This window comes from Sphingobium sp. TomTYG65 (assembly GCF_055395525.1).
Map to the genome: position 1 here is coordinate 610,234 of NZ_AP027331.1, position 22,775 is coordinate 633,008.

Here is a 22,775-nt window from a genome sequence, read left to right on the forward strand (position 1 = left end):
CCCGTTGGAGCCAAAACCATGCCAGATCCCACCAGGATGGAAGCCGCCGTCCACGCCTATGTCGCCGCCTTCGAAGCGGGCAGCGCCGACCAGGTCGCCACCCTCTATGCGCAGGATGCGACCGTCGAAGACCCGATCGGCTCACCCATCCACAAGGGCCGCGAAGCGATCCGCGCCTTCTACGCCGAATCCATGAAGACCGGCGCCAAATTGAAGCTCGAAGGCCCCGTCCGGGTCGCGGGCGACTATGCCGTCTTCCCCTTTTCGGTGAACCTCAATTATGACGGCGGCCACAAGCGCATCGACGTCATCGACACCTTCCGCTTCAACGAAGCCAATGAGGTCGTCGAAATGCGCGCCTATTGGGGCCCCACCAACATGCACGGCTTTTAAGTAAAGGACCATTCGATGCGTGAAGCAGCCATCATCTCCACCGCCCGTACCGGGGTCGGCAAAGCCTATCGCGGCGCGTTCAACGACACCGAAGCGCCGTTCATGTCCTCCCATGTGGTCGATGCCGCCATCGCCCGCGCAGGCATCGATCCCGCCCGCGTCGACGATGTCTATCTCGGCGTTGCCAACCAGTGGAACACCCAGAGCTACAATGTCGGTCGCCTGACCGTCCACGGCTCGGTCCTCCCCGACAGCACCGCAGGCTTCTCGATGGACCGCAAATGCTCCTCGGGCCTCAACGCGCTCGCCTTTGCCGCGCGCGGCATCATCGCCAACGAGATCGACTGCGCCATCTCCGGCGGGGTCGAGAATGTCTCGCTCACCATCGACAAACATTATCCCGCCTTCCGCAACCGGTCCGAGTTCATCAAGGCGCGCGATCCCAACGCGTACATGGTGATGATCGAAACCGCCGAGATCGTTGCGGAACGCTATGGCATCAGCCGCGAGGACCAGGACCGCTTTGCCGCCCTCTCGCAGCAGCGCGCCGCCGCCGCCCAGGAAGCGGGCAAGTTCGATGACGAGATCGTCCCCATCACGGTCACCAAGGCGCTCTTCGACAAGGAAGGCAATGAGACCGGCAAGGAGGAACTCACCCTCACAAAGGACGAGGGCATCCGCGCGGGCACCACTTACGAGAAGCTTTCTGAGCTCAAGCCCGTGTTCAAGAACGGCCTGGTCATCAAGGAAGGCAAGCATGTGACGGCGGGCAATGCCAGCCAGCTGTCCGACGGCGCGTCCGCCCAGGTGGTCATGGACCTTGACACCGCGCAGAAGGAAGGCCTGCCCGTCCTGGGCATCTATCGGGGTTTTCAGGTCGCAGGCTGCGGCGCGGACGAGATGGGCATCGGCCCCGTGTTCGCCATCCCCAAGCTGCTCGAGCGCACCGGCCTCAAGATCGACGACATCGGCCTTTGGGAAATCAACGAAGCCTTCGCCAACCAGGCCATCTATTGCCAGCGCACGCTCGGCATCGATCCTGAGAAATTGAACGTCAATGGCGGCGGCATCGCCATCGGCCACCCCTTCGCCATGACCGGATCGCGCCTGGTTGGCCATGCCCTCATCGAAGGCAAGCGCCGCGGCGTCAAATATGTGGTCGTCTCCATGTGTGTCGCCGGCGGCATGGGCGCTGCCGGCCTGTTCGAGGTCGCCTGATCCATGCAGCTCGCCTTCGCCCCTGAACTCAAGGCCTTCCGCCAGGAAGCCGCCGACTGGCTCAACGCCCAGCTCTCCGGCCCGTTCAAGTCCATCCGCGGCCAGACCAACCAGGTCGACAATGTCGAGGAACGCCGCGCCTGGGAAGCAGCGCTGGGCGAGGCGCGCTGGAGCGTCGTTGGCTGGCCCGAGCAATGGGGCGGGCGCAATGCCTCGATCGCCGAGCAGATCATCTTCGCCGAGGAATATGCCCGGGCCAAGGGGCCGCCCCGCGCCGGGCACTTAGGGGTCGAACTGCTCGGCCCCACCCTCATCGCCATGGGCAGCGAAGAGCAGAAGGCCCGGTTCCTCCCCGACATCGCCCATGGCCGCGCCATCTGGTGCCAGGGCTATTCTGAACCGGGCGCAGGCTCCGACCTCGCCAACGTCAAGACCAAGGCGCGGCTTGAAGGCGACAAATACATCATCGACGGGCAGAAGATCTGGACCTCGATGGGCACCATCGCCGACTGGTGCTTCGTGGTCGCCCGCACCGAGCCCGGGAGCGTGGGCAACAAGGGCCTCTCCTTCCTCATGGTCCCCATGGACCAGCCCGGGGTCGATGCCCGCCCGATCCGCCAGATGACCGGCGAAGCCGAGTTCGCCGAAGTGTTCTTCGACGGAGCCGAAGCCCTCGCCATCGACCGCATCGGCGCGGAAGGCGAAGGCTGGAAGGTCGCCATGGCGCTCCTGGGCTTTGAACGCGGGGTCTCCACCCTCGCCCAGCAAATGCACTTCAAGAACGAACTCGACGACATCATCGCCATCGCCAAAACCAACGGCAAGGCATCCGACCCGCTCATCCGCCAGAAGATTGCGCAGGCCCATGCCGGCCTCAAGATCATGCGCTACAACGGCCTGCGCATGCTCTCAGGCGGCGAAAACAACCCCGAACTCTCAGGCGCCGCATACACCTACAAACTCTACTGGTCCCGATGGCACGTGGCGCTCGGCGAACTCGCCATGGAGGTCATGGGTCAACAAGGCGAAATAGGCGTCAGCGACGAACGCATGAACAGCCTCACAACCATGCACCTCATGTCACGATCCGACACCATCTACGCAGGCACAGACCAAATCCAACGCAACATCATATCCGAACGCGCACTCGCTATGCCACGCGAACCCAGAGGATGATGACGGAGGCGAATGAGCCTATCAGCTTCCTCATCAAACCACCCCTAAACTGCCCGATCGACAAGCAGGAGAATTAAGATGCCATTGGATCCTCAACTCGAGGCGATGTTCGCAGGGCAGCCCGATTGGGGGCCTGTCCGCAATTTCCCTCTGGATGCCCTGCGCGGCGCGGTCCGGTCCAGCTCTACCCAGCTGCCCCCGCCGCAAGTCACGCTCGCATCTGTCAGCGATCGGACGATCCCCGGGCCGGCCGGAGAAATCCCGGTGCGTATCTATACGCCCGAAGGCTCCGGCCCCTTCCCGGTGATCGCCTATTTTCACGGCGGCGGCTTCGTCGTGGGCGATCTCGATACGCAGGACATGATCGCGCGTGGCCTGGCTGCAGGCGCGGAAAGCATCGTCGTGTCGGTCGATTACCGCCTTGCCCCGGAACATAAATTCCCTGCGGCCTTCGATGACTGCTGGGCTGCAACCCAGTGGGTGGCGGCCAATGCGGCCGAACTGGGCGGCGACCCCGCACTTATCGGCGTAGCGGGCGACAGCGCTGGCGGCGTGCTGGCAAGCGCCTGCGCCCTGCTGGCCCGCGACGCGGGTGCGCCCCGGCTTACCGTGCAGATCAACTGGTATGGCCCTGGCATCCACCCAATCCCTGAAGAAGGTTCGGCGATCGAGTTCGCCAATGGTCCGATCCTGCGTCTGGATGACGCCCATTATTTTTGGGAACTGCATATCAGGGACGACAGCGACTTCGACGATTTCCGCGCCAGCCCGATGAAGGCGGCCAGCCATGAAGGCTTGCCCCCGGCATTTATCGCTAGCGCCGAATGCGATCCCATCCGCGATGCCGTGGAACGCTATGCTCCGGTACTCGAAAAAGCGGGCGTCGAGGTGGAAGTGAAGCGCTACCCTGGCATGGTTCATGGCTTCGTATCATGGCTGGGCTTCCTGCCCGGCGCGCAGGCGGCGATGGCCGATGCCTGCGCCTTTGCGAAGAAGCAGTTTGCAGCGGCGCGCCAGGACGCCTGACCAGATAAAAGGAAAAGGGCTCATTCAGACCGGATGAGCCCTTTTACCTGACCGATTCTATCGACCCTAAGGCGAGGGCTGACCAGCGATCAATGCGCGTGCATCGGCCGACCCGTCGAGCAGACTGTTGACGCGCCGCGCGACCTTCCATTCCGAGCCAATCCGGACGAGATACCACATATTGGCCGAGGCGCGATGCGCCTCCCAGCTGTCGCCTGCCTTGCGGAACACCACTGAATAGGTCCGCGCAACAGCTTGGTCCCCATCCAGATCGATCACCGGCGGGCTGAGCACATGCGCTGCCCCGCCATGGATCAGCGCCTGATGGCTCTCCCCTTCCAACAGCGCCTGGATTGCCGCGCGGCCCTGATAGACACCGAAGCCGCCGACTTCATAAATGCCGTCGTCGGTCCACAGCGCCGCGGCACCGGCGCAGTCGCCCGCGTCAGCCAACGGCCCATAGCGGGCGATCAGACCGCGTATCGCCTCCCGGTCTTCCAGGACGGCGATACGATCGGCCAACGCATCCGAGGCGGTCAGAGCTTCACGATCTTGCATTGCGGCACCGGATGCTCCTTCGCTTCGATCCAGCGCCAAAGGCCGGTGCCCTTGCGATGGCCCGACAGGTCGATCCAGTTGCCATAGCCCGGGTCTTTGTCGGAACAGACGAGCACAACACTGCCGTCATCCTCATATTTCGCTTGTGATCCGTTGACCCACACCTTGCGGTTCACATGGTCCATCGATTCCATCCACCAATTGTCTATCTGGAAATTCCAGAACCGGCATTTGGGCGGGGTAGCAGTGATGACCAGCGCTTCGTCAGGCGCGAGATCATAATAGATGTGGCCGTACCAGATTTTCGGGTCGCCGCCCGCACGCTGGTAAACCGACTGCTCCTTCCCATCATAGAAGCGGTTCGGCTGTTCCATGAACCATTGCGACCAGTCGGCGAAGGTATTGCCCGTTCCCCGTACCCAGGCGGCCGCGCCATTTAGCTGCGCTTCGATAGTCTCCGGGGTCAGGATAACAGGAACCGCAGGCCCATCGTTGATCCGCTCGATCTTCACGTCGGCGGCGACTTCCTTGCGTTTGTCGTTGAAGGTCTGCCGGATGATTAGAAGCGTTGAGTCATCGGCCATCGGCAGCCAATTGCCCGGCTTCTGCGTCTTGCTGACGATGATCTCGAAGCTGCCGTCCGGACCCACCTCCATATCGGCAAGCTCGATCTCTCCGGTCGAGGCCATGGTGCCGTCTATGGCGTACCGGTTTGCCTTCGACCCGATCGAGAAATAGGGCACGGTGTTGCGTTTGCCTGTGATGCGGTAATCGCGATCCCCGCGCACGACGATCTGCTGATAAAGATTGTCCGGGTTGTCCGCACCGATCTTGATCGTGTCATCGGTAAGCAGGAAAATGCGCGGAAAATCCGGATCGCTCGAATCAACCAGCATGTTGAGCGCGGAGCGTGTCAGCCGGGAAAGATAGCGCAGACCCTCCGCCTGATCGATCGGCGTGCCGGGCGCACTGGGTCGATCCAGGATCTCGCCCGCCTGCGCCAGCTTGTCACAAAAGTCGCGCCAAACGGCGGACAGCCGCACATCTCCTGTGTTTGCCTCAGCCACCACTATCTCCTATCTGCGTATCTGTTGGCCCGGTTTATCCTATATCCAGGCTGCAGAACAGAATTTATCATGCTCGAATGCGTAATATAAGGGAGGATGAAGATGACGACGCAATCATTTTGCTTCACGAAGATTGAGGTGAAGGATATCGGTGCGGCCGAGACATTCTATAGCCAAGCGCTCGGCCTTGAGGTGACTGCGCGCGTAGATGCCGGCGAAGGCGAGCATATGATGCATGAGGTCATCATGACCCTGCCGGGCACGCGTCCGCCTGCGCCCAACCTTATCCTCATCAGCTTTCCGAACCGCAGCTGTCCTGCGCCCGGTGAAGCCACGACCGGCTTCATGGTCGAGAATGTGGATGCCGCGCTGGAGCGGGCGACGGCGGCGGGCGCCACCATCGATGTTCCTGCGATGGACGTACCTGAACATGGGCTGCGCCTCGCCTTCATCCTCGACCCGCAGGGGCACCGAGTCGAATTGCTTCAGGCGCTGAAGGGTTGAAACCTCACATTTCATGATCGATGACGGCGCGCGTGACTTCGCCCGCCTTCAGCGCGGCGATCGCCTCGTTGATCCGGTCCAGCGGCCATACGCCGCTGACCTGATCGGCGAGGTTGAGCCGCCCGTCTCGTGCCTGTGCGATCAGTTCGGGATAGTCGCGGTCGGGCACCGCCCCGCCGTTCATCGTGGCGATCACTTCGCCGCCCATGACGAAGCTCGTCAGCGGCAGCGCGGCCTCGGCTCCATATCGCGACATGCCGATCAACACGACGCGGCCCCCGCGCTTGGTGCAACGTAGGGCGGTATTGATTGCACCTACCGCACCGCTGCATTCGACGACCACGTCGATAGGACCACGATCCCGCGCCAGAGCCTCTGCCGCCGACGCGCTGTCCTGCGCCGGGTCGGCCAACACAAAACTCTCTGCGCCGAACTGCCGCGCCACTGCCTCTTTCGCCGGGTTCGCATCGACCGCAATCACATGAGCGCCATTGCGTGCAGCGCCCTGTATCGCGTTCACACCGATGCCGCCTACGCCGAAGACCGCGACAGTATCGCCCGCCCGAACCTTACCCAGAACCCGCGACGCGCACACGCCCGTGGACACGGCACAGCCGATCAGCGCGCCTTGCTCAAGCGGCAGATCCTCTATCGCGAATAGCTGAGACGCCTTCACGACGATTTCACTCGCAAAGGATGACACGTTGGCGAAGGACGCGACCGGCGTCCCCTCGAGCGTGAACGGAAAATCAGGCGCAAAACCCCAGTTGATGTCGCAATTATGCGGTTCACCACGGCGGCACTCACGACACTCGCCACAGGGGGTTTGCGTCCCGACGGCCACATGATCCCCGATCCCCCATCCTTCGACGCCGGGCCCGATTTCCGCAATCTCGCCGGCCGCTTCGTGCCCCAAAACAACGGGCAGCTTGGGAATATGCGGCGTCAACATCGCAATGTCGCTATGGCAGATGCCCGAGCGCAAAACCCGCACGCGCACTTCGCCCGCGCCTACAGGCCGCAGCTTGACCTGATCGCTCACGAACAGCGACTGCCCGTCCCACACTGCGGCCCTCATGCGCTGAGACTCGCCAGCAGGGGATAGCCGAAGGACGGATCGTCGCGATCCGCACGGCCGTTGGGCGCGTCCTTGCTCATGCGGTCGAGGGAATCCTGATCGACCGGCACGATCGATCCATGATCGAAAACAAGGCTGCGATACGTAAATTTCCATTCGCCATTTCGCCGCTCATAGCGGTCGAGGTAGCGACCCAGCGCGATGAAGAGCTTGGCGTCGGGCCCATGAGTGCGGTGCCAGGCTTCCACATAATGTTCGCCCTCGGCATGATCGCCATCGATCACGAACAGGCTGTTGCTGATGCTGTGCCGGGTCAGATCCCAATGCGCGGTGACTTCGGGCAGCCAGGCGACGAAAGCATCCGGCCCGCCTTTGAACATCGCCCCATGATCATCGATCGCATCATCATGATAAAGCGTGCGGACCAGCGCGAAATCTCGCCGATCGCATCCACGGCAGTAGCGCATCACCAGATCCTGCAACGCGATCCGATCAAGCCAAGGCTGCGACATCATACTCTCCATTCCGGCCTCCTGGCCGCTTCTTATCCATTGCTGCTGGGGGATAGCCAGCATCCGGCCCTAAGTGAAAGGCAAAAGTGCCCTCTTCCCGGTTTTTGCAGATGGGCGCGCGCGGAACAGATGGATGCACTCTGGCATTACACCGACAATGCGCTATAATCGCCGAAACCCGCCGCAATAAGCTGGGGGAGAGGATGGAACCTGACAGCACGGTATTTCTGCTCTGTCCATTCCGTTTGCTATGCCTCGCAAGCGGAACATCTGCGCTGATCGGCTTCAGCGTTATACTGTTGCTGTCATAATTCCACATTTCCGATCCCTCATCGGAAAAGACTTGCCTTCGTTCCAGAGCCCACCCTAAGTCGTCGGCACAGGCCGAGACATTGGGATTTCTATGACCGGACAACAAAGGTCGATTGCGGACACAGCAGATGCGGAGGCAATATCGGCCCGATTGCAACAAGATGAAGCCGCCAGCGTCCAAAAACGCCGCAGATTACGGCTCATCCTCGGCACGGCCGCTGTCGTGGTGCTGGTCATAGGCGCCGTCTGGTTCATACGCCACCAGACCTACGGCAAATATCAGCAACGCACCGAGGACGCCTATCTTCAGGCCGACAGTGTCACCGTGTCGGCGCGCGTGTCCGGTTATATCAGCCAGGTGCTGGTCCACGAAAATCAGGACGTAAAGGCCGGTCAGCCGCTCCTGCGGATCGAGGCGCCTGACTATCCTTCGCAAGCGGCCCAGGGCCATGCCCAGATCAATCTGGCGGCCGCCAGCGCCGCCAATGCCGAAGCGATGATCGGCGAGCAGGAAGCCGCGATCGAGCAAGCGCGCGCGACCCTTTCGGCGGCGCAGACAAAATCCCGCTTCGCCGCATCAGAGGTCGCCCGATATGCGCCGCTCGCCGCGACTGGCGCGGAACCCGCCGAAAAGCTTGCCACGCTTCGCACGCAGGCTGCACAGGCGGCGCAGGACGTATCCGCTCAACAGGCGGCGCTCGCGGGGGCAACGCGGCGGATCGCCAGCCTCCGCGCTCAGGTGGGGCAAGCCGAAGCCCAAGGTCAAAGCGCCCGCGCTCAGTTGGAGGCGGCGCAGCGCAACGTCAGGGACATGGTTGTCGTGGCGAGCGTGGCGGGCCGCGTGGGCGACCTCACGGCGCGTGTCGGCCAATTCGTTCAGCCGGGCCTGCGGCTGATGTCCGTCGTGCCAGTCGAACAGCTTTATCTGGAAGCCAATTTCAAGGAAACGCAGCTTGGCCTGATGCGCCAGGGTCAACCCGCAGAAATCGAGGTCGATGCCCTGCCCGGCATCAGCTTCCACGGCCATGTCGCCAGCCTTGCGCCGGGCACTGGCGCGCAATTTTCGATATTGCCGCCGCAAAATGCGACCGGCAACTTCACCAAGATCGTTCAGCGCGTGCCCGTCCGGATCGCGATCGATGCGGACCCGGCGCTCAAAAGGCTGCTTCTGCCCGGCATGTCGGTCGACGTCTCGGTCGATACCCGCTCTGCCCGGGATGAGATCGAGCGGCTGAAGAACCGCCAACGGGTCCGGCAGGACGCCAGGAAGTGAGTGCAGCCCCGCCTGCTGCCGAACAGCGCGCCAGCGCTGCCGACTGGCTGGCGGTCGCGGCAGGCACTTTGGGCGCGATGATGGCGATGCTCGACATTTCCATCGTCAATTCCGCGCTGCCCATCATTCAGGGTGAAATTGGCGCGAGCGGCACCGAAGGCACATGGATCGCCACGTCGTTCATCGTCGCGGAAATTATCATCATCCCCTTGGCCGGCTGGTTGCAGCGGCTGTTCGGCCTGCGCAATTTCCTCATTATCGCCACCTTGGGATTTGTGGGCTTTTCCATGATCTGCGGCATGGCCCAAACGCTCACGGTCATGATCGCCGGGCGGATCGGACAGGGCATCACTGGCGGCGCGCTCATCCCCACCGCCATGACGATCATCGCCACACGATTACCTCGGCACCAGCAGCCGGTGGGCAATTCGCTGTTCGGCGCGACCGCAATCCTCGGGCCGATCATGGGGCCGGTGCTGGGAGGCTGGCTGACGGAAAATGTCAGCTGGCACTATGCCTTTTTCCTCAACTTGCCGGTCGGCATCGCGCTCCTGGTCCTGCTGTTTGCAGCCCTTCCCTATGAGCGGCCCCGGTTCGACCTGATCGGCGAGGCCGATTGGCTGGGCGTGTTCGGCCTGATCCTTGGCCTCGGCGGGCTCACTGTCGTGCTGGAGGAAGGTGAGCGGGAACAATGGTTCGAATCCTCGACCATCGTCTGGCTGACGATCATGGCGGTCACCGGCTTTGCCATGCTGCTGGCGGGGCAGATGCGCGCCCAGCGTCCAGTGATCCGCCTGCGTCTGCTGCTGGACCGGCAATTCGGCGCAGTCTTCATCATGGCGATGATGATCGGCATGGTGATTTACGGCACCTCCTATGTGATCCCGCAATTTTTGACACTGATCGCCCATTATAATGCGTTGCAGTCGGGGCGGATTGTCCTTCTGTCGGGCGTTCCGATGGTGCTGATGATGCCCTTCATGCCATGGGCTATCCGCAACATACCGATTCATGTGTCGGTTCTGATCGGGCTCCTGCTGCTGATCGTCAGCGCTTATCTCGAAACCGCGCTGACGTCCTCTTCAAAGGGGACCGATTTCGTCGAGTCCCAACTGATACGCGGCTTCGGCACCATTTGCGTCATGATGTTTCTCAACCAGGCGGCAATCCGCTCGGTGCCGGTGTCTCTGGCGAGCGACGCTGCGGGCCTCTACAATGCGGCGCGCAACCTTGGCGGTTCCTTTGCGCTGGCGGGCATCGCCGTCGTGCAGGATCAGCGGCTTTGGCTGCACAGCCGCCGCATGGAAGAAAGCCTGCGCGCCAACGGCCTCGATGTGCAAAGCTATATCGACATGCAGGCGCAGGCGCTCGGCAGCCGGGAGGCCGCCTATCGGGCGATCGAGCAGACCATCCAAACCCAGGCGCTGACCATGACCTTCATCGATCTCTTCTGGATGCTGATCATCGGCATCCTGTGCACCGCGCCGCTTGTATTCTTCCTTCGCCCGCTGCCACAGCATGCCGCGCCCGTGGCAGCTCATTGAGATGCCGATGCGCCACAAATCCGCTCTTCCTTTCGCTCTGCTCCTGACCGCCGCCTGCACCGCCGGACCCGATTATCATGGACCGGGCGATGCAGCTCCGGCCGCCCCGCCCCGTTTTATCAGGGGCGATGCGGGCACTGGTGCGCTTGAGACAGCGCAGCCCTGGTGGACATCGCTTCACGACCCCATCCTCAACCAGTTGATGAACCAGGCGCTCTCGGCCAATCCGCGTCTGGACGCGGCAGCCGCCCGTATCCGTCAGGCGCGCTCGACGCTTCGCCAGCGCAAAGCCGACGGCTTGCCGACGATCAACGGGTCCGCCCTTTACGCGAAGGCGCGGCTACCCGGCCAGTCGGAGGATGGCGACGCCACCACGCTCGACCTTTATAATCTGGGCTTCGACGCCAGCTGGGAACTGGACCTGTTCGGCGGTCAGCACCGCGCCGTAGAGGCAGCACGCGCCGATGTCGCGGCAAGCGAAGCAAGCCTAGACGACGCCCGCGTCAGCCTGTCGGCAGAGGTCGCCCAAAGCTATGTCGACCTGCGCGACCGGCAGCAGCGCCTTGCCCTCGGCATGCAATCGCTCGCGCTGCAGGATGAGGAGGTTGCCCTCACCCGCCAGCGCTTTGAGCGCGGAACGGTCGCACGCGGCGACCTTCTGCAACAGGAAGTCGATCGCGACGGCGCACGCGCCCGGCTGACCCCAGTCCGAGCAGAGATCGACGCGCTGAAGGACAAGCTGGCAATATTGACGGGCGCAGCGCCGGGCACGCTCGACGCGCTGCTCGACCCGTCCGCTCCGCTGCCCTTGCCGCCCGCGCAAGTGGCGGTCGGCGATCCTACCGCGCTGTTGCAACGACGCCCGGACATTCGCGCGGCGGAGCGCAAGCTGGCGGCGCAGACGGCGCGGATCGGCGTGGCGGACGCCGCGCGCTTTCCGCATATCAGCTTCCTTGGCCTGATCGGCTTGGGCGGATCGTCGCCAGAGGATCTCGTCGATCTCGACAAGTTCACGGTGGCGGCGGTGCCGCGCATCAGCTGGACATTCCTAGATTTCGGCAAGGCGCGCGCTCGGGTCAACGGAGCCGAGGCGCAGCGAGACGAAGCGGCGGCCAATTATCGGGCGGCGGTGCTGACGGCTCTGCAAGACGCAGAGGGCGCGCTATCGCGTTTTCAGTATCAGCGGGAAAGTCTCGCGGATCTCGTGCGCGCTGAGCAGCAGGCAAAAGCGGCAGCTGAATTGGCGCGGCAGCGGAGCGAGGCTGGGACGATTTCAAGAATAAATTATAGAATTGCGCAACGTCAGGCATTGGGGGCGACCCAGGCGAAGGTGCAGGCGATGGCGGCGCTGACCGACAGTTTCATCAGTCTTCAGAAGGCGTTGGGCCTTGGATGGCAGGGTGCCGGGACCGCACAGGGTGAGGAAGCGGCGGTCCGCTGAAGAAATATCGTTTCGTATAAGTAATAGATAAAAGGAGAGAGGCAGGATGAGCGCAGTTTCGGCCATGGGATGCCGCCGTCTGGTGGACAAGGTGATCGTCGTCGCTGGGGCTTCCACCGGTATCGGGCGAGCCACGGCGTTGCGGTTGGCGGCGGAGGGCGCGACTGTCGTCGCTGCCTCGCCCGCGCGTGAAAAGGACAAGATCGACAGCCTGGTGCAAGAGATTGAAAGCCAGGGCGGCCGGGCTCTGGGTGCCGAGTTCGATGCCACCGATGACGCTTCGGTCGCCGCGTTGATCGACACGGCCGCGAAGAGCTTTGGCGGCATCGATGCGGTGCATGCCAATTTCGCGGACCTGCGCGTGTTGATGACGGACAGCGATGTTCTCACGGTGTCCGACGAGGTGCTGGAACGCACGCTGGACGTGAACCTCAAGGGCATGCTGCGCATCACCCGCCACGCCCTTCCCAAGCTGCTGGAACGGGGCGGCGGCGCGATGATCTATACGTCCTCGTCTGCCGCGGTGGTGGGCGAGCCGGTGCGGCCCTGCTATGCGATGGCGAAGGCGGGGATCAATGCGCTGGTGCGCCATGTCGCGAGCGGCTGGGGACAGCAGGGCATCCGCGCCAACGCGATCATGCCGGGCCTGGTCGTCACCCCCGAAATTCGTGCGACGATGCCGACCGACTTCCAACAGGAAGTGCTGGCGCGCGGCCGCTCTCCACGCCTCGGCAAAGTTGAGGATATCGCCGCGATGGTCGCGCACCTGGCAAGCGCGGATGGCGAGTGGATCAGCGGCCAGAGCATCGCGGTCGATGGCGGATCGACCGTGAGTTGAGGAATTTCTAACCCTCGTTCGCTCCGAGCGGATGTTGAGTAGCCAATTCAAAAATTAGGGGCGCGAAGTTCATCACTTCGCGCCCCTTTTCACAGCCCCGCTCTTAGAAGCTGATCTTGGCGTCCACGCCGTAGGAAATCGGCTTATTGAAGGTCGCGCCTGCAAAACCGAGCGCACCGAAGTCGATACCGTAAACCAGACGCTTCTGGTTCAGCAGATTGTCCCCCCACACGCCGACGTCCAGCTTGCCGCCGCCCATGTCGATGCCTTCGACCGACAGACGCGCCTTCACGTTGGTCTGGCTGGGCGAGACGATGTTTTCGTTGAAGGGCGCGGTGTTGTTCAGCGCGTTGAAGTAGATCTTGGTGCGGTAGGAATAGTCACCACGCAGGCGAACCAGCGTGTCACCGCCGCCGATCGGATGCGAATATTCGGCACCCAGATGGACGTTCCACTTCGGCGTGTAGAGCGGCTTCGCCTGATCGGCCACATCCACGATCGTATTGGTGCCCGGATCACGGAAGAGGAAGGTTTTGTAGTCCGTCTTCACATAGCCGACCGAACCGTCGATCTGGAAACCGGTGAAGGGCAGAGCCGTCAGTTCCGCCTCGAAACCGGACAGCCGGACCTTACCCGCGTTGACGATCAGCGAGGTCGCACCGCCGCTGCCCGCCGCGAACTGCTGAACCTGCAGATCGTCATAGTCCGTGATGTAGCCAGCGACGTTCAGGCGCAGACGATTGTCGAACCACTGCGACTTGATGCCCGCTTCATAGGCGGTCGCCTTTTCCGGCTCGAAACCGTTGATGACGCCCGCACGCGGATTGATGCCGCCCGAACGGTAACCCGTCGATACGCGGCCATAGAGCATCACATCATCGATGACCTCATAGGAGACCGAGGCCAGCCAGGAGAAATTGTCGAAGCTGCGGCGACCGCGCTGCACCGGATTGACGTCACCCGCCAGATAAATGGTCTTGTCGTCCGCTGTATGGCGGCCGCCCAGCGTGACTTCGAGCTTGTCGTCAAGCGACGAAGGCCGCCAGCTGACCTGCCCGAACACCGCCATCGACTGAGAGGTACCGCCGAAAGCCTGGACCGGGGTTGCATTGATGCCCACCGTTCCAAGGCCAGGGTTGGCGGCCGCGACGGCCGCGGCAGTGCCTGTCGGCAGACCGTAGAAATCAAGCGCAGCTACCGGCGCCAAGATAGTCAGCGCCTGCTGATTGGATTCCGACGATTTTTCGTAGAAATAATACATGCCGAGCAGGTAGTTGAAGTCACCTACCTTCCCGAGCGCCTGGAATTCCTGGCTGAACTGCCACTGTTTTTGCGGCGCGTTGTTGCCGGTATAAGGCACGACATCCTGGATCGAAACCAGCGTCGGCGAGGTAAAGTCCACAACCGGACCACGCAGCGTGCCGTTACCCGACAGGTTCAGGATCGTATCCTGGAAGAACTTGCGGTAGCCGGTGATCGACTTGAGCGTCAGTTCCGGAGTGGCGTCATAGCTGATGGTAAGGCCATGGCCCTGCACACGGGTTTTGCTGCCATAACGGAAATTGCCGTTGCGATCGGTGAAGCCCGCCTGCTGGACAGTGCCCTGCCGTTCCGTGCTGACCAGGAAAGGCGCGCCGCCATAATTGGGCGACTGCGAATAGTAATTCTGGGCCAGCGGGGTGGCAGCGACGATCTGGAAGAAAGCCGGGGTGCCGCGGCGATCATCATAGTCGAAATTATAGTTGACCGTGACATCGCCAAAGTCGCCTTGCAGGCCGACCGCAATGGATTCAGCGTTGAGCGAGCCCGGATCCTGCGACGAGGGGGTAAGCGTATTGTTCACATAGCCATCGCCCTGGCGGTGCTGGTAAGCGATAGAAGCCTTGATGGCGTCACCGATGATATAGCCGGTGTCGAGCCGTGCGCGGGCGTACCATTCGTTGAAACGGCCGTAACCCGCCTTCGCCGTGACATGCATGTCATTGGCGGGCTTTTTCGTGATCAGCTGCAGCGCGCCGCCGATGGTGTTGCGACCGAACAGCGTACCCTGCGGGCCGCGCAGCACTTCGATACGCTCCAGGTCGATCAGGTCGAACACCGCGCCAGCCGCGCGCGCCAGATAGACGCCGTCGAGATAGACACCCACGCCCTGTTCGGACACGGCCGACGGTTCGTTATTGCCGATGCCGCGGATATAGATGGTCGCGGCCGAAAGGCTGGACGGCTGCTGTTCGATCGTGATGTTCGGCGCGAAGTTCGGCACATCGGTCGGATCGGAAATATTCTGCCGCTCGATGAAATCACCGCCAAGCGCGGTGACGGCGACGGGCACGTCCTGCAGCGTTTCCGCAGAGCGGCGCGCAGTCACAACGATGTCGCCGAGATTGGTCCCCTGTTCCTGAGCAGCAGTGCCCGAGGACTGGTCCTGAGCCTGCGCCGAAACCGAAAAGGGAACCAGAATAGCCGCCACACCGGCCAGCAACATAGACTTCATTACATCCTCCCAACACATGGCTGTTTATCGCTAACAGTCCCGGCTTCTTATGCTTATCTGGACGCACTTCACCGGAAAAAACATGCGACGCCTGCGGACATGGCTTTTCATGTCCGATTGGGCTCCCTTAGTCGCACATATCGCTTACTTCAAGCGGTCAGTCGCGATCTGCGTATTTTATTATCTTCAATGCTACGCTAGTTGCATATATCACGCAGGGCGGCACGCAGCGCGGTTGCCCAAAAGCTGCGATGCGGGCGTTTCCACATAGCGGACATGCAAGATATGAGCGGAGAGACCTGCGGGCGCAGACAATCCGTCATGCCACCCCGGTAGCCAAAGCACGGCCTCGCCAGGGAAAGCCAGTTCCGTCCACCCGCTGGTGAAATCCACCGCAACACCCGGCAGCTCGTGGGCAAAGCTGCCCGCCCATTCCAGCAGGCTGAGCCGCGCAGCGTCATCGCCGGCTATCCCCTGAATGAGAATCGCGGTGCGGCTCCCATCGCTACTGGCGCGATCCCCCTGCGACAGGATGACCTCCTCCGCCCCGGCTGATGCGATCATCGGCCGGTTCATGAACCGCTCCTCATCGGCGGCCATGATCTTGCCGATCGGCCCAGCCATCAGGGCGGCGGCGGCCTGAATATCGTCGGCCCAAAATTCGCTGATGGTATCCCAGCGGAAATCCGCCGTGCCTGTCACATGATTGCGCGCATAGCCGGAAAAGGGGAAATGACTGATCGCCAGTGGAGCATGACTTTCCTCATAATAGGTCTGGAATTGATCGCGCGTGCTGCCCGGCTTGTGCGTCAGGGCGCAGATCGATTTCGTCATGCTGCGGCACTCTTTTCTGAAAGGGCGGATAGGATGCGGTCGGCGGCGGCATAGGGATCAAGTCGGCGCATCTCGACCTGCTGGAGGATCGCGTCGCCGGACATAGCCAAGGCGCGAGCCGCCAGCGCGTCGCGTACCAGCGACAGCACCTGTTCCCGCGCACGCAGGCGGCTGCGGTTCGCGAAGTCGCCTTCCTGCTCCAGAAAAGACCGGTGCATCGCGATGGCATCGACGATCGCCTCCGCCCCCTCACCCTTCGCCGCGACGGCGCGGAGCAGCGGGACGTCCCAGCGCAGGTCCGCGACCGCCTGGGCGCGCAGGTGCAGCATCAACTCCATCTGGCGATGGGTGGCGTCATAACCGTCGCGATCCGCCTTGTTGACGACGAAGATATCGCCCGCTTCCATCAGGCCCGCCTTGACCGCCTGTATCTCGTCGCCAAGGCCGGGCACGGCGACGATGACAGTGGTGTGGGCCAGGTTGACGACATCGATCTCGTCCTGACCTACGCCGACCGTTTCGACGAGGACGATGTCATAGCCCATCGCGTCGAAGATCAGGCAGGCGTCCTGCGTCGAACGCGACAGCCCGCCCGCCTGCCCACGCGTGCCGAGCGAACGGATGAAGACGCCGGGGTCGAGCGCATGGCGGCTCATGCGCACCCGGTCGCCGAGGATCGCTCCGCCGGTGAACGGGCTGGACGGATCGACGGCGATGACGCCCACCCGCTGGCCCCGCTTGCGCCATTCGGCGACGAGCACATCGGTAAGGGTGGACTTGCCAGCGCCGGGCGGGCCGGTGACGCCAACCACCTGCGCACGGCCGGTCTGCGGGTAGATGGCGGCGAGCACCTCCGCACCGCGCGGGTCGCGGTCATCCAGCCAGCGGATGGCGCGAGCGCCTGCGCCCACCTCTCCGGCCAGCAGCCGCTGCGCGACCTCCGCCGGGGTGCGGAGCATCAGGCGGCGTCCTCCGCCAGCCGTGCCGCCCACCAGCTTTCGAGATAGGCGACAATGTCACGCGTGTCCGAACCCATGGTGAAGATGCGATCGACCCCGGCCGCTTCCAGCAGCGGTTTGTCCTCTTCGGGGATCACGCCGCCCGCGACCAGCAGCTTGTCGCCCGCGCCTGCCTCCTGCAACAGGCGGGCGAGCTTGGGCAGGCTGCGGGTGTGGCCTGCCGACAGGGTGGAGATGCCGACCACGTCCACATCCTCCTGGATCGCGGCCGCGCAGACCATTTCCGGGGTCTGCTTGAGGCCGGTGAAAATGACCTCCATCCCCGCTTCGCGCAGGGCGTGACCGATGACGGTCACACCAACCGTGTGCGTGTCCATGCCGAGCTTCGCCAGCAGGACGCGCAGCGGGCGTTTAGTGAAATTGGTCATGCTGGTCAGATTCCCATCAACTGGCTGTCGGCGCTGTGGACGCCGAAGACGTCGCGCATCGCGTTGCAGATTTCGCCGTGCGTGGCGTAAAGCTTCACCGCTTCGAGGCAGGGCGGCACCATGTTCGCGCCGCTGCGGGCGGCTTCGCGGACTTTCTCCAGCGCGGCGTCGACGGCGGGCTGGTCGCGGCGGGCGCGCAGGTCGCGGACCTTGCGAATCTGCTCCTCCTCCATCGCTTCGTCGAGGCGGAAGATTTCGATCTCCCGCTCTTCCTCCGGCCGGGTGAGGTGGTTGACGCCGACCCATTTGCGACGGCCTTCCTCCACGTCCTTGTTGCGCTCATATTGTTCACGGCCAAGGGCGCGCTGGATATAGCCGGTCTCAATGGCTTTCACCGCGCCGCCCATGGCAAAGATCTTGTCCATTTCGGCGAAAGCGGCGTCTTCCATCTGCTTGGTCAGCGTCTCGACATAATAGGAGCCCGCGAGCGGATCGATCGTCTCGGCGACGCCCGTTTCATGCGCGACGATATGCTGGATCGCAGCTCCGACGCGGATGGCGTTTTCGGCTGGGAGCGCATGGGCCTCATCATAGAGGGGCGTCGTCATCGCCTCCCCCGCCCCGCCAAGCGCGCAGGCAGTCGCCATGATGCCCAGCCGCGCGATATTGTTGAGCGGCTGCTGGAGGGTGAGCGCGATCGTGGTCGGGGACGTCATCATGCGGATCTTGAGCGCTTCGGGCTTGGACGCGCCGTAGCGTTCCTTCATCAAGCGCGCCCAGCATTTGCGGAAGGCGCGCAGCTTGCAGACGCCTTCGAAGAAATCCATGTCCACATTGACGACGAAGTGATTGATGTAGGGCGCGACCGTGTCGATATCGAGCCCGCGCTCCAGCACCGCGTCGATGTAGGCGCAGGCGATGGCCAGCGAATAGGCAATCTCCTGCACCGGATTGGCCTTGGCGGGCTGGAGCTGGGCCGAGATGATCGAGATCGGCGCCCAATTGGGATGATTGCGGATGATATATTCGATGCAATCGGTGGCGATCCGCAATCCATGTTCAGGCGGGTATATGTAGCGGCCGACGCAGGTATATTCGATCAAGATGCCGTTGACGATGTGGAGGACGAAGTCCTTTGGATCGACGCCTTTCTTCTCCAGCGCGGCGATGATCATGGCGAGGTTCACCGGCTGCGGGGCGTTGCACACGCTCATCAGATATTTGAGCTTGTCGAAGGGGAGATCGAAGGCCTTTTCCAGATCTTCCAGGCTGTCGAGCGCCATGCCCGCGCGGCCCACTTCGCCCTCGACGATCGGATCATCGCTGTCATAGCCGTTAGTGGTGGCGAGGTCATATTCCAGGATGAGGCCGGACAGCCCCTGATCCAACATATAGCGGGCGCGCTTGGCCCAATCCTCGCCCTTGCCGAAGCCGGTGACCTGGGTCATCGTCCAGAAATCGGTGCGGTGGCCGTTGGGCCGGGTGGACCGGGTGTAGGGATATTCGCCGGGAAATCCCAAGTCGGCCATATAGTCAAAGCCAACCGCGTCCAGATCCGCAGGCGTGTAGAGCGGCTTTATTGGCCATTTCAGCGCCTGCGTGACGAAGGCATCGCGGCGTTCGGGCCGCCCGCCCATGGCGGGGCCGCGAGTTTCCTGCTGCCAGCGGGCTTCTTCCTGCGCGATCTCGTCGCTGGCAGGGATGATGGGTCCGGTCGGGCGATTCATAGGGGCACTCTCCTTGCCCCTATTGCTATCTGCCGCCCGCCCGCCTGCTCAAGCAGGGACGCGAGGAAGCTGCATGATTGTCGCATGATCTCGTAATATTTCGCATGATATGATAAGCGACGGCTATGAACGCCATCTCCATCCAGCAGGCGCGGCAAAATGCCGATGTGGTGCGGCGTTCGCTGCGCGTCGAAGGCGCCGTCATCGAATTGTGCGCCTTTCCGGAGGTTAGGGAAGAAACAGTGCGGATGATGGAGCCGCAGTCGGTTCTCATGCTCGGCCTTTCCCGCCTGCTGACAGGATCGGAAGGACGGATCGCGGGCGACCCCCGGCGGCCGTTCGCGCGTATGGGCGCATTGGCGCTGCGCCCCGCGCGGGTGCCGATGGAATTTCATGTGGCGCAAGGCGCGTTCGACACGCTCCGCATCCGGTTCGAGGACACGCGCATTGCGCCTGCGCTCGCGGGCATATCCTTCGACGACGCGACGCTCAGCGCCTGTTTCGACATGCACGCTCCCTCGATCGAAGAAGCCATGCTGCGGCTGGCGGCGGAGGTAGAGCATCCCGCGCCCGACAGCGCCAAGGTTGCGGAGGCGATTGTCACGCTGCTGCTGCTAGACCTCGGCCGCTTTCTTCAGGAGGCGGCGCATCGTGCCGCCAGACGGCGGGGCGGCCTTTCTGCCCGCGCGCTTCGCCTCGCCCTTGCGATGATCGACGCGCCGGGCGCAGCGCCATCGCTCGACGCGATGGCGGAACGCTGCGGACTTAGCCGGGATCATTTCATCCGCTGCTTCCACCAATCGACCGGCGTCAGCCCCGGTGCCGCGATCCGCCGCCGACGCATCGAACGGGCCAAGGCCATGCTGGCGGAGGAACATGGATCGATCGAGGACATTGCGCGCGCGCTGGGCTATGCCGGTGCGCCGTCCTTTTCCGCCGCATTCCGCCGCGAAACCGGGCGGCCGCCCGGTGCCTGGCGGGCATTGATGCGATGAGCGAGGGGGCAAAAGTGGAGGACATCTTCACCGCAAAGGTCATCGAATCCTGGTCCGTTTCCGGCGGGCGGTTCGAGCTGGTGGAATGGCATTGGCCCGACATGATCAGCTTTGAACGCACCGAGCACCAACTGATGCTGGAAATGTCGCTGCCTCCCATGTCCGCCGATGCGTCAGCTTATTTTCCGGATATCGATCCTGACCGCCGCTGCTTCATGGGCGCGCTGTTCGTGCGCCATCCGGGGATCGCGATCGGTGGTCGTTCGGAAGGGCGACAAATCCGCGTCATCCGCTGTGTGTTCGATGATGAACATGGCCGCGCGATCATGGGCGCGGGCGAGCCGTCGCTGCCTTTCCTGCAAGGCTTGCTCAACATCCGCAACGAGGCGCTGCGCAGCCTGATGCGGCTGGCCCATCGTGAGTTGATCAACCCGCTGGACCGCTCGCCCGAGGCAATGGAGGCGCTATTCCAACTGGTGGGTGTGGAGTTGCGCCGCGTGTTCCACCAGGCCGCCGGGGCATCCACCGCAAGCCGCCTTGCGCCCTGGCAATTCCGCCGTGTGCGGGAACGGATCGAAGCAGGCGCGCCGATGCCCGGCGTCGCCGAACTGGCGGCTCTGTGCGGGATCAGCCCGCGCCACCTGCACCGCCAGTTCATCGCTCTCACCGGCAAGACGATATCCGCCTATCTCGAAACCTACCGGATCGAACAGGCGAAGCTGCTGCTGGCGGATGCGGACGTGCCGATGAAGCAGGTGGCCGAGCAGGCGGGCTTTGCCCACGGCAACAGCTTCGCCCGCGCATTTCGCAGGGCGACCGGACTGTCGCCCCGCGAATATCGTCAGCGCTCCGCCGCTCTCACCAACGAAGTTTCAGCGACGTAAAGCCCATCACCGGGCCGCCGAAGATCGAGTCAGCCTCCTGATCCGGGTCCAGCTCGAACTCCGGAATTTGCCGCAGCCATTCCTGAAGGGAAATCATGATTTCCCGCTTGGCGAGGTGCGATCCGATACAGCGATGGGGGCCAAGGCCGAAGGTGACATGATTGTTCACCTTGCGATCCAGGTCGATCGTCTGCGGTTCCTTGAATATCGACTGGTCGCGGTTCGCCACCGTGTTTGGCAGGACTATGCGATCATTGCGGCGGAACTGCACGCCCTTGAACTCGCAATCATGCGTCACGCGGCGATAGATGTTGGAAACCGCGTTGATCCGCATCAGTTCTTCGATCGCGAGCAGGAACGCGGATGGATCGTCCAGCCGATCGCGGAACTTCTGGCGTGCATCCGCCGAAGTCGCGAGATAACGCCAGACATAGGCCATGGTGTTGGTGACTGTATCCAGACCGGCAACGAACAGCAGAAAGCCGCAATTGATAATGTCGGTCCAGGGGAAAGGATTGCCGTCTGCATCGCGTGACTGCACCACGGTGGATGCAATATCATTGCCAGGATTGCGTTCCTTTTCGCGGAACAGTTCCTCCAGCACCTCGTAGATTTCCAGCAGGTTCGCCGCTCTGACATCCGGATCAGTGCTGCGGAAGAAGGTATCCGAAATACGCAGGAACTCGGGCAGCCGTTCTTCGGGCAGGCCGAACAGTTCCAGGAAGGTGCCGGTCGGGAATTTGGCGGCATACTCCTTTACAAAGTCGCATCCTCCCCTGTCCGCGAAACCGGAAATCAAACCCTCTGCACGATGCTGCAGCCCTTCGGTCATCCGCCGAACGGCAAGCGGCGTGAACATCGGCGCCAGGATCTTGCGAAATACGTCATGCTGCGGCGGGTCCACGCCATTGGGCTGAAGCACTGGATAAGGCTCCAGCGGCGGTATCTGCGCCTTGTGCGTCGAAAATATCTCGTGGTTCCGATACGCCTCGGCAATATCGCCGTAGCGCAGGAACACCCAATGCCCGCCGTTTCGCGGCGTGTAGAAAATCGGCGGCGCGCCCCGCCGCACCAGCCCGTGCCAGATATCGACGGGATCGGACACATCCGCAGGCACTTCGAAAAAGTCGAAGTCCACGATCAGATCTGACGGAACATGATCCGGCGATTGCGGATAGAAGCTCATGAACTCATCCCTTTCGCAATGCGCAGGGCGCCTTCGGGACAGTTGCGAACCGCCATCCTTACCTTTTCTTCCAATTCTGGCGGAAATTCAGGCTGTTCTATGACTACCTTTCCTTCGACGGCATCTGTCGAGAAGACTTCCGGGCAGAGGTCTTCACATCGGGCATGACCCTGACAGACATTCATGTTCGCGATCACGCGCATCGGGCATACTCTCCTGATGGGTTGTTACCGCGTTTTTATCAGGCCGTGCGAAGGAGTCCCATGGCGCGATAGGAGCAGATTCTGCTATTAGGAGCCTATCAAGACATCCACATCAACCATCCGGC

22 protein-coding genes are annotated in these 22,775 nt (G+C 62.6%); 11 read left to right on the forward strand and 11 right to left on the reverse strand.

Annotated elements, in window-relative coordinates; all coding sequences use genetic code 11:
- Positions 1 to 18 precede the first annotated feature (18 nt).
- From ACZ5Y5_RS16610 to ACZ5Y5_RS16625, 4 genes are all read left to right on the forward strand, one after another.
- The gene (locus ACZ5Y5_RS16610) at positions 19 to 393 is read left to right on the forward strand and encodes a nuclear transport factor 2 family protein (protein WP_464810997.1); all 375 of its coding nucleotides are present in this window, start codon (positions 19 to 21) and stop codon (positions 391 to 393) included.
- Between the two features lie 15 nt (positions 394 to 408).
- Positions 409 to 1,611 (forward strand): acetyl-CoA C-acyltransferase, encoded by a 1,203-nt coding sequence (locus ACZ5Y5_RS16615; protein ID WP_464810996.1) that lies wholly within the window; start codon positions 409 to 411, stop codon positions 1,609 to 1,611.
- Positions 1,612 to 1,614: 3 nt separating this feature from the next.
- Positions 1,615 to 2,787 (forward strand): acyl-CoA dehydrogenase family protein, encoded by a 1,173-nt coding sequence (locus ACZ5Y5_RS16620; protein ID WP_464810995.1) that lies wholly within the window; start codon positions 1,615 to 1,617, stop codon positions 2,785 to 2,787.
- Positions 2,788 to 2,865: 78 nt separating this feature from the next.
- Complete coding sequence (locus ACZ5Y5_RS16625; RefSeq protein ID WP_464811580.1) at positions 2,866 to 3,813, forward strand: alpha/beta hydrolase; 948 nt, start codon at positions 2,866 to 2,868, stop codon at positions 3,811 to 3,813.
- 66 nt (positions 3,814 to 3,879) lie between these two features.
- On the opposite strand, the gene ACZ5Y5_RS16630 is transcribed toward ACZ5Y5_RS16625, so the two are convergent.
- Entirely contained in the window at positions 3,880 to 4,335 is a 456-nt protein-coding gene (locus ACZ5Y5_RS16630) for a nuclear transport factor 2 family protein (protein ID WP_464811581.1), read from the reverse strand.
- A 14-nt stretch (positions 4,336 to 4,349) separates the two neighbouring features.
- Complete coding sequence (locus tag ACZ5Y5_RS16635; protein ID WP_464811582.1) at positions 4,350 to 5,438, reverse strand: DUF1214 domain-containing protein; 1,089 nt, start codon at positions 5,436 to 5,438, stop codon at positions 4,350 to 4,352.
- 102 nt (positions 5,439 to 5,540) lie between these two features.
- Here ACZ5Y5_RS16635 and ACZ5Y5_RS16640 point away from each other — a divergent pair, with 102 nt between their 5' ends.
- Positions 5,541 to 5,942: a VOC family protein gene (locus ACZ5Y5_RS16640; protein ID WP_464811583.1), complete on the forward strand. Its 402-nt coding sequence runs from the start codon at positions 5,541 to 5,543 to the stop codon at positions 5,940 to 5,942.
- 4 nt (positions 5,943 to 5,946) lie between these two features.
- On the opposite strand, the gene ACZ5Y5_RS16645 is transcribed toward ACZ5Y5_RS16640, so the two are convergent.
- Together ACZ5Y5_RS16645 and ACZ5Y5_RS16650 are read right to left on the reverse strand one after the other, a co-directional pair.
- Positions 5,947 to 7,020 carry an alcohol dehydrogenase catalytic domain-containing protein gene (locus ACZ5Y5_RS16645; protein ID WP_464811584.1) on the reverse strand — a complete coding sequence of 358 codons (1,074 nt, stop codon included), beginning with the start codon at positions 7,018 to 7,020 and terminating at the stop codon, positions 5,947 to 5,949.
- Complete coding sequence (locus ACZ5Y5_RS16650) at positions 7,017 to 7,544, reverse strand: nuclear transport factor 2 family protein (protein ID WP_464811585.1); 528 nt, start codon at positions 7,542 to 7,544, stop codon at positions 7,017 to 7,019. The genes ACZ5Y5_RS16645 and ACZ5Y5_RS16650 overlap by 4 nt, the downstream gene beginning before the upstream one ends.
- 391 nt (positions 7,545 to 7,935) lie before the next feature.
- Between ACZ5Y5_RS16650 and ACZ5Y5_RS16655 the strand changes: the two genes are divergently transcribed.
- The 4 genes from ACZ5Y5_RS16655 to ACZ5Y5_RS16670 are packed head-to-tail and all read left to right on the forward strand — an operon-like array spanning position 7,936 to position 12,940.
- On the forward strand, positions 7,936 to 9,117 hold the full coding sequence (locus tag ACZ5Y5_RS16655; RefSeq protein WP_464811586.1) for an HlyD family secretion protein: 1,182 nt from the start codon (positions 7,936 to 7,938) through the stop codon (positions 9,115 to 9,117).
- The gene (locus ACZ5Y5_RS16660; protein WP_464811587.1) at positions 9,114 to 10,661 is read left to right on the forward strand and encodes an MDR family MFS transporter; all 1,548 of its coding nucleotides are present in this window, start codon (positions 9,114 to 9,116) and stop codon (positions 10,659 to 10,661) included. The genes ACZ5Y5_RS16655 and ACZ5Y5_RS16660 overlap by 4 nt, the downstream gene beginning before the upstream one ends.
- 7 nt (positions 10,662 to 10,668) lie before the next feature.
- Positions 10,669 to 12,102 (forward strand): efflux transporter outer membrane subunit, encoded by a 1,434-nt coding sequence (locus tag ACZ5Y5_RS16665; protein WP_464811588.1) that lies wholly within the window; start codon positions 10,669 to 10,671, stop codon positions 12,100 to 12,102.
- A gap of 46 nt (positions 12,103 to 12,148) precedes the next feature.
- Positions 12,149 to 12,940, forward strand: coding sequence for an SDR family NAD(P)-dependent oxidoreductase (locus ACZ5Y5_RS16670; RefSeq protein ID WP_464811589.1), 792 nt, complete (start codon positions 12,149 to 12,151; stop codon positions 12,938 to 12,940).
- Positions 12,941 to 13,043: 103 nt separating this feature from the next.
- Here ACZ5Y5_RS16670 and ACZ5Y5_RS16675 read toward each other — a convergent pair whose 3' ends face one another.
- The 5 genes from ACZ5Y5_RS16675 to ACZ5Y5_RS16695 form a co-directional block, all read right to left on the reverse strand.
- Positions 13,044 to 15,434, reverse strand: coding sequence for a TonB-dependent receptor (locus ACZ5Y5_RS16675; protein WP_464811590.1), 2,391 nt, complete (start codon positions 15,432 to 15,434; stop codon positions 13,044 to 13,046).
- A gap of 210 nt (positions 15,435 to 15,644) precedes the next feature.
- Positions 15,645 to 16,268 carry an EthD domain-containing protein gene (locus tag ACZ5Y5_RS16680; protein WP_464811591.1) on the reverse strand — a complete coding sequence of 208 codons (624 nt, stop codon included), beginning with the start codon at positions 16,266 to 16,268 and terminating at the stop codon, positions 15,645 to 15,647.
- Positions 16,265 to 17,227 (reverse strand): methylmalonyl Co-A mutase-associated GTPase MeaB, encoded by a 963-nt coding sequence (gene meaB, locus ACZ5Y5_RS16685; protein ID WP_464811592.1) that lies wholly within the window; start codon positions 17,225 to 17,227, stop codon positions 16,265 to 16,267. Before meaB ends, ACZ5Y5_RS16680 begins: the two co-directional genes overlap by 4 nt.
- Complete coding sequence (locus ACZ5Y5_RS16690) at positions 17,227 to 17,655, reverse strand: cobalamin B12-binding domain-containing protein (RefSeq protein ID WP_464811593.1); 429 nt, start codon at positions 17,653 to 17,655, stop codon at positions 17,227 to 17,229. Before ACZ5Y5_RS16690 ends, meaB begins: the two co-directional genes overlap by 1 nt.
- Positions 17,656 to 17,660: 5 nt before the next feature.
- The gene (locus tag ACZ5Y5_RS16695; protein ID WP_464811594.1) at positions 17,661 to 19,382 is read right to left on the reverse strand and encodes a methylmalonyl-CoA mutase family protein; all 1,722 of its coding nucleotides are present in this window, start codon (positions 19,380 to 19,382) and stop codon (positions 17,661 to 17,663) included.
- A 125-nt stretch (positions 19,383 to 19,507) separates the two neighbouring features.
- On the opposite strand from ACZ5Y5_RS16695, the gene ACZ5Y5_RS16700 reads away from it, so the two are divergent.
- Positions 19,508 to 20,377 (forward strand): helix-turn-helix domain-containing protein, encoded by an 870-nt coding sequence (locus ACZ5Y5_RS16700; protein ID WP_464811595.1) that lies wholly within the window; start codon positions 19,508 to 19,510, stop codon positions 20,375 to 20,377.
- On the forward strand, positions 20,374 to 21,261 hold the full coding sequence (locus ACZ5Y5_RS16705) for a helix-turn-helix domain-containing protein (protein ID WP_464811596.1): 888 nt from the start codon (positions 20,374 to 20,376) through the stop codon (positions 21,259 to 21,261). Before ACZ5Y5_RS16700 ends, ACZ5Y5_RS16705 begins: the two co-directional genes overlap by 4 nt.
- Here ACZ5Y5_RS16705 and ACZ5Y5_RS16710 read toward each other — a convergent pair.
- Together ACZ5Y5_RS16710 and ACZ5Y5_RS16715 are read right to left on the reverse strand one after the other, a co-directional pair.
- Entirely contained in the window at positions 21,236 to 22,447 is a 1,212-nt protein-coding gene (locus ACZ5Y5_RS16710) for a cytochrome P450 (RefSeq protein WP_464811597.1), read from the reverse strand. The genes ACZ5Y5_RS16705 and ACZ5Y5_RS16710 overlap by 26 nt on opposite strands.
- Positions 22,444 to 22,650 carry a ferredoxin gene (locus tag ACZ5Y5_RS16715; RefSeq protein WP_464811598.1) on the reverse strand — a complete coding sequence of 69 codons (207 nt, stop codon included), beginning with the start codon at positions 22,648 to 22,650 and terminating at the stop codon, positions 22,444 to 22,446. The genes ACZ5Y5_RS16710 and ACZ5Y5_RS16715 overlap by 4 nt, the downstream gene beginning before the upstream one ends.
- Positions 22,651 to 22,775: the final 125 nt, after the last annotated feature.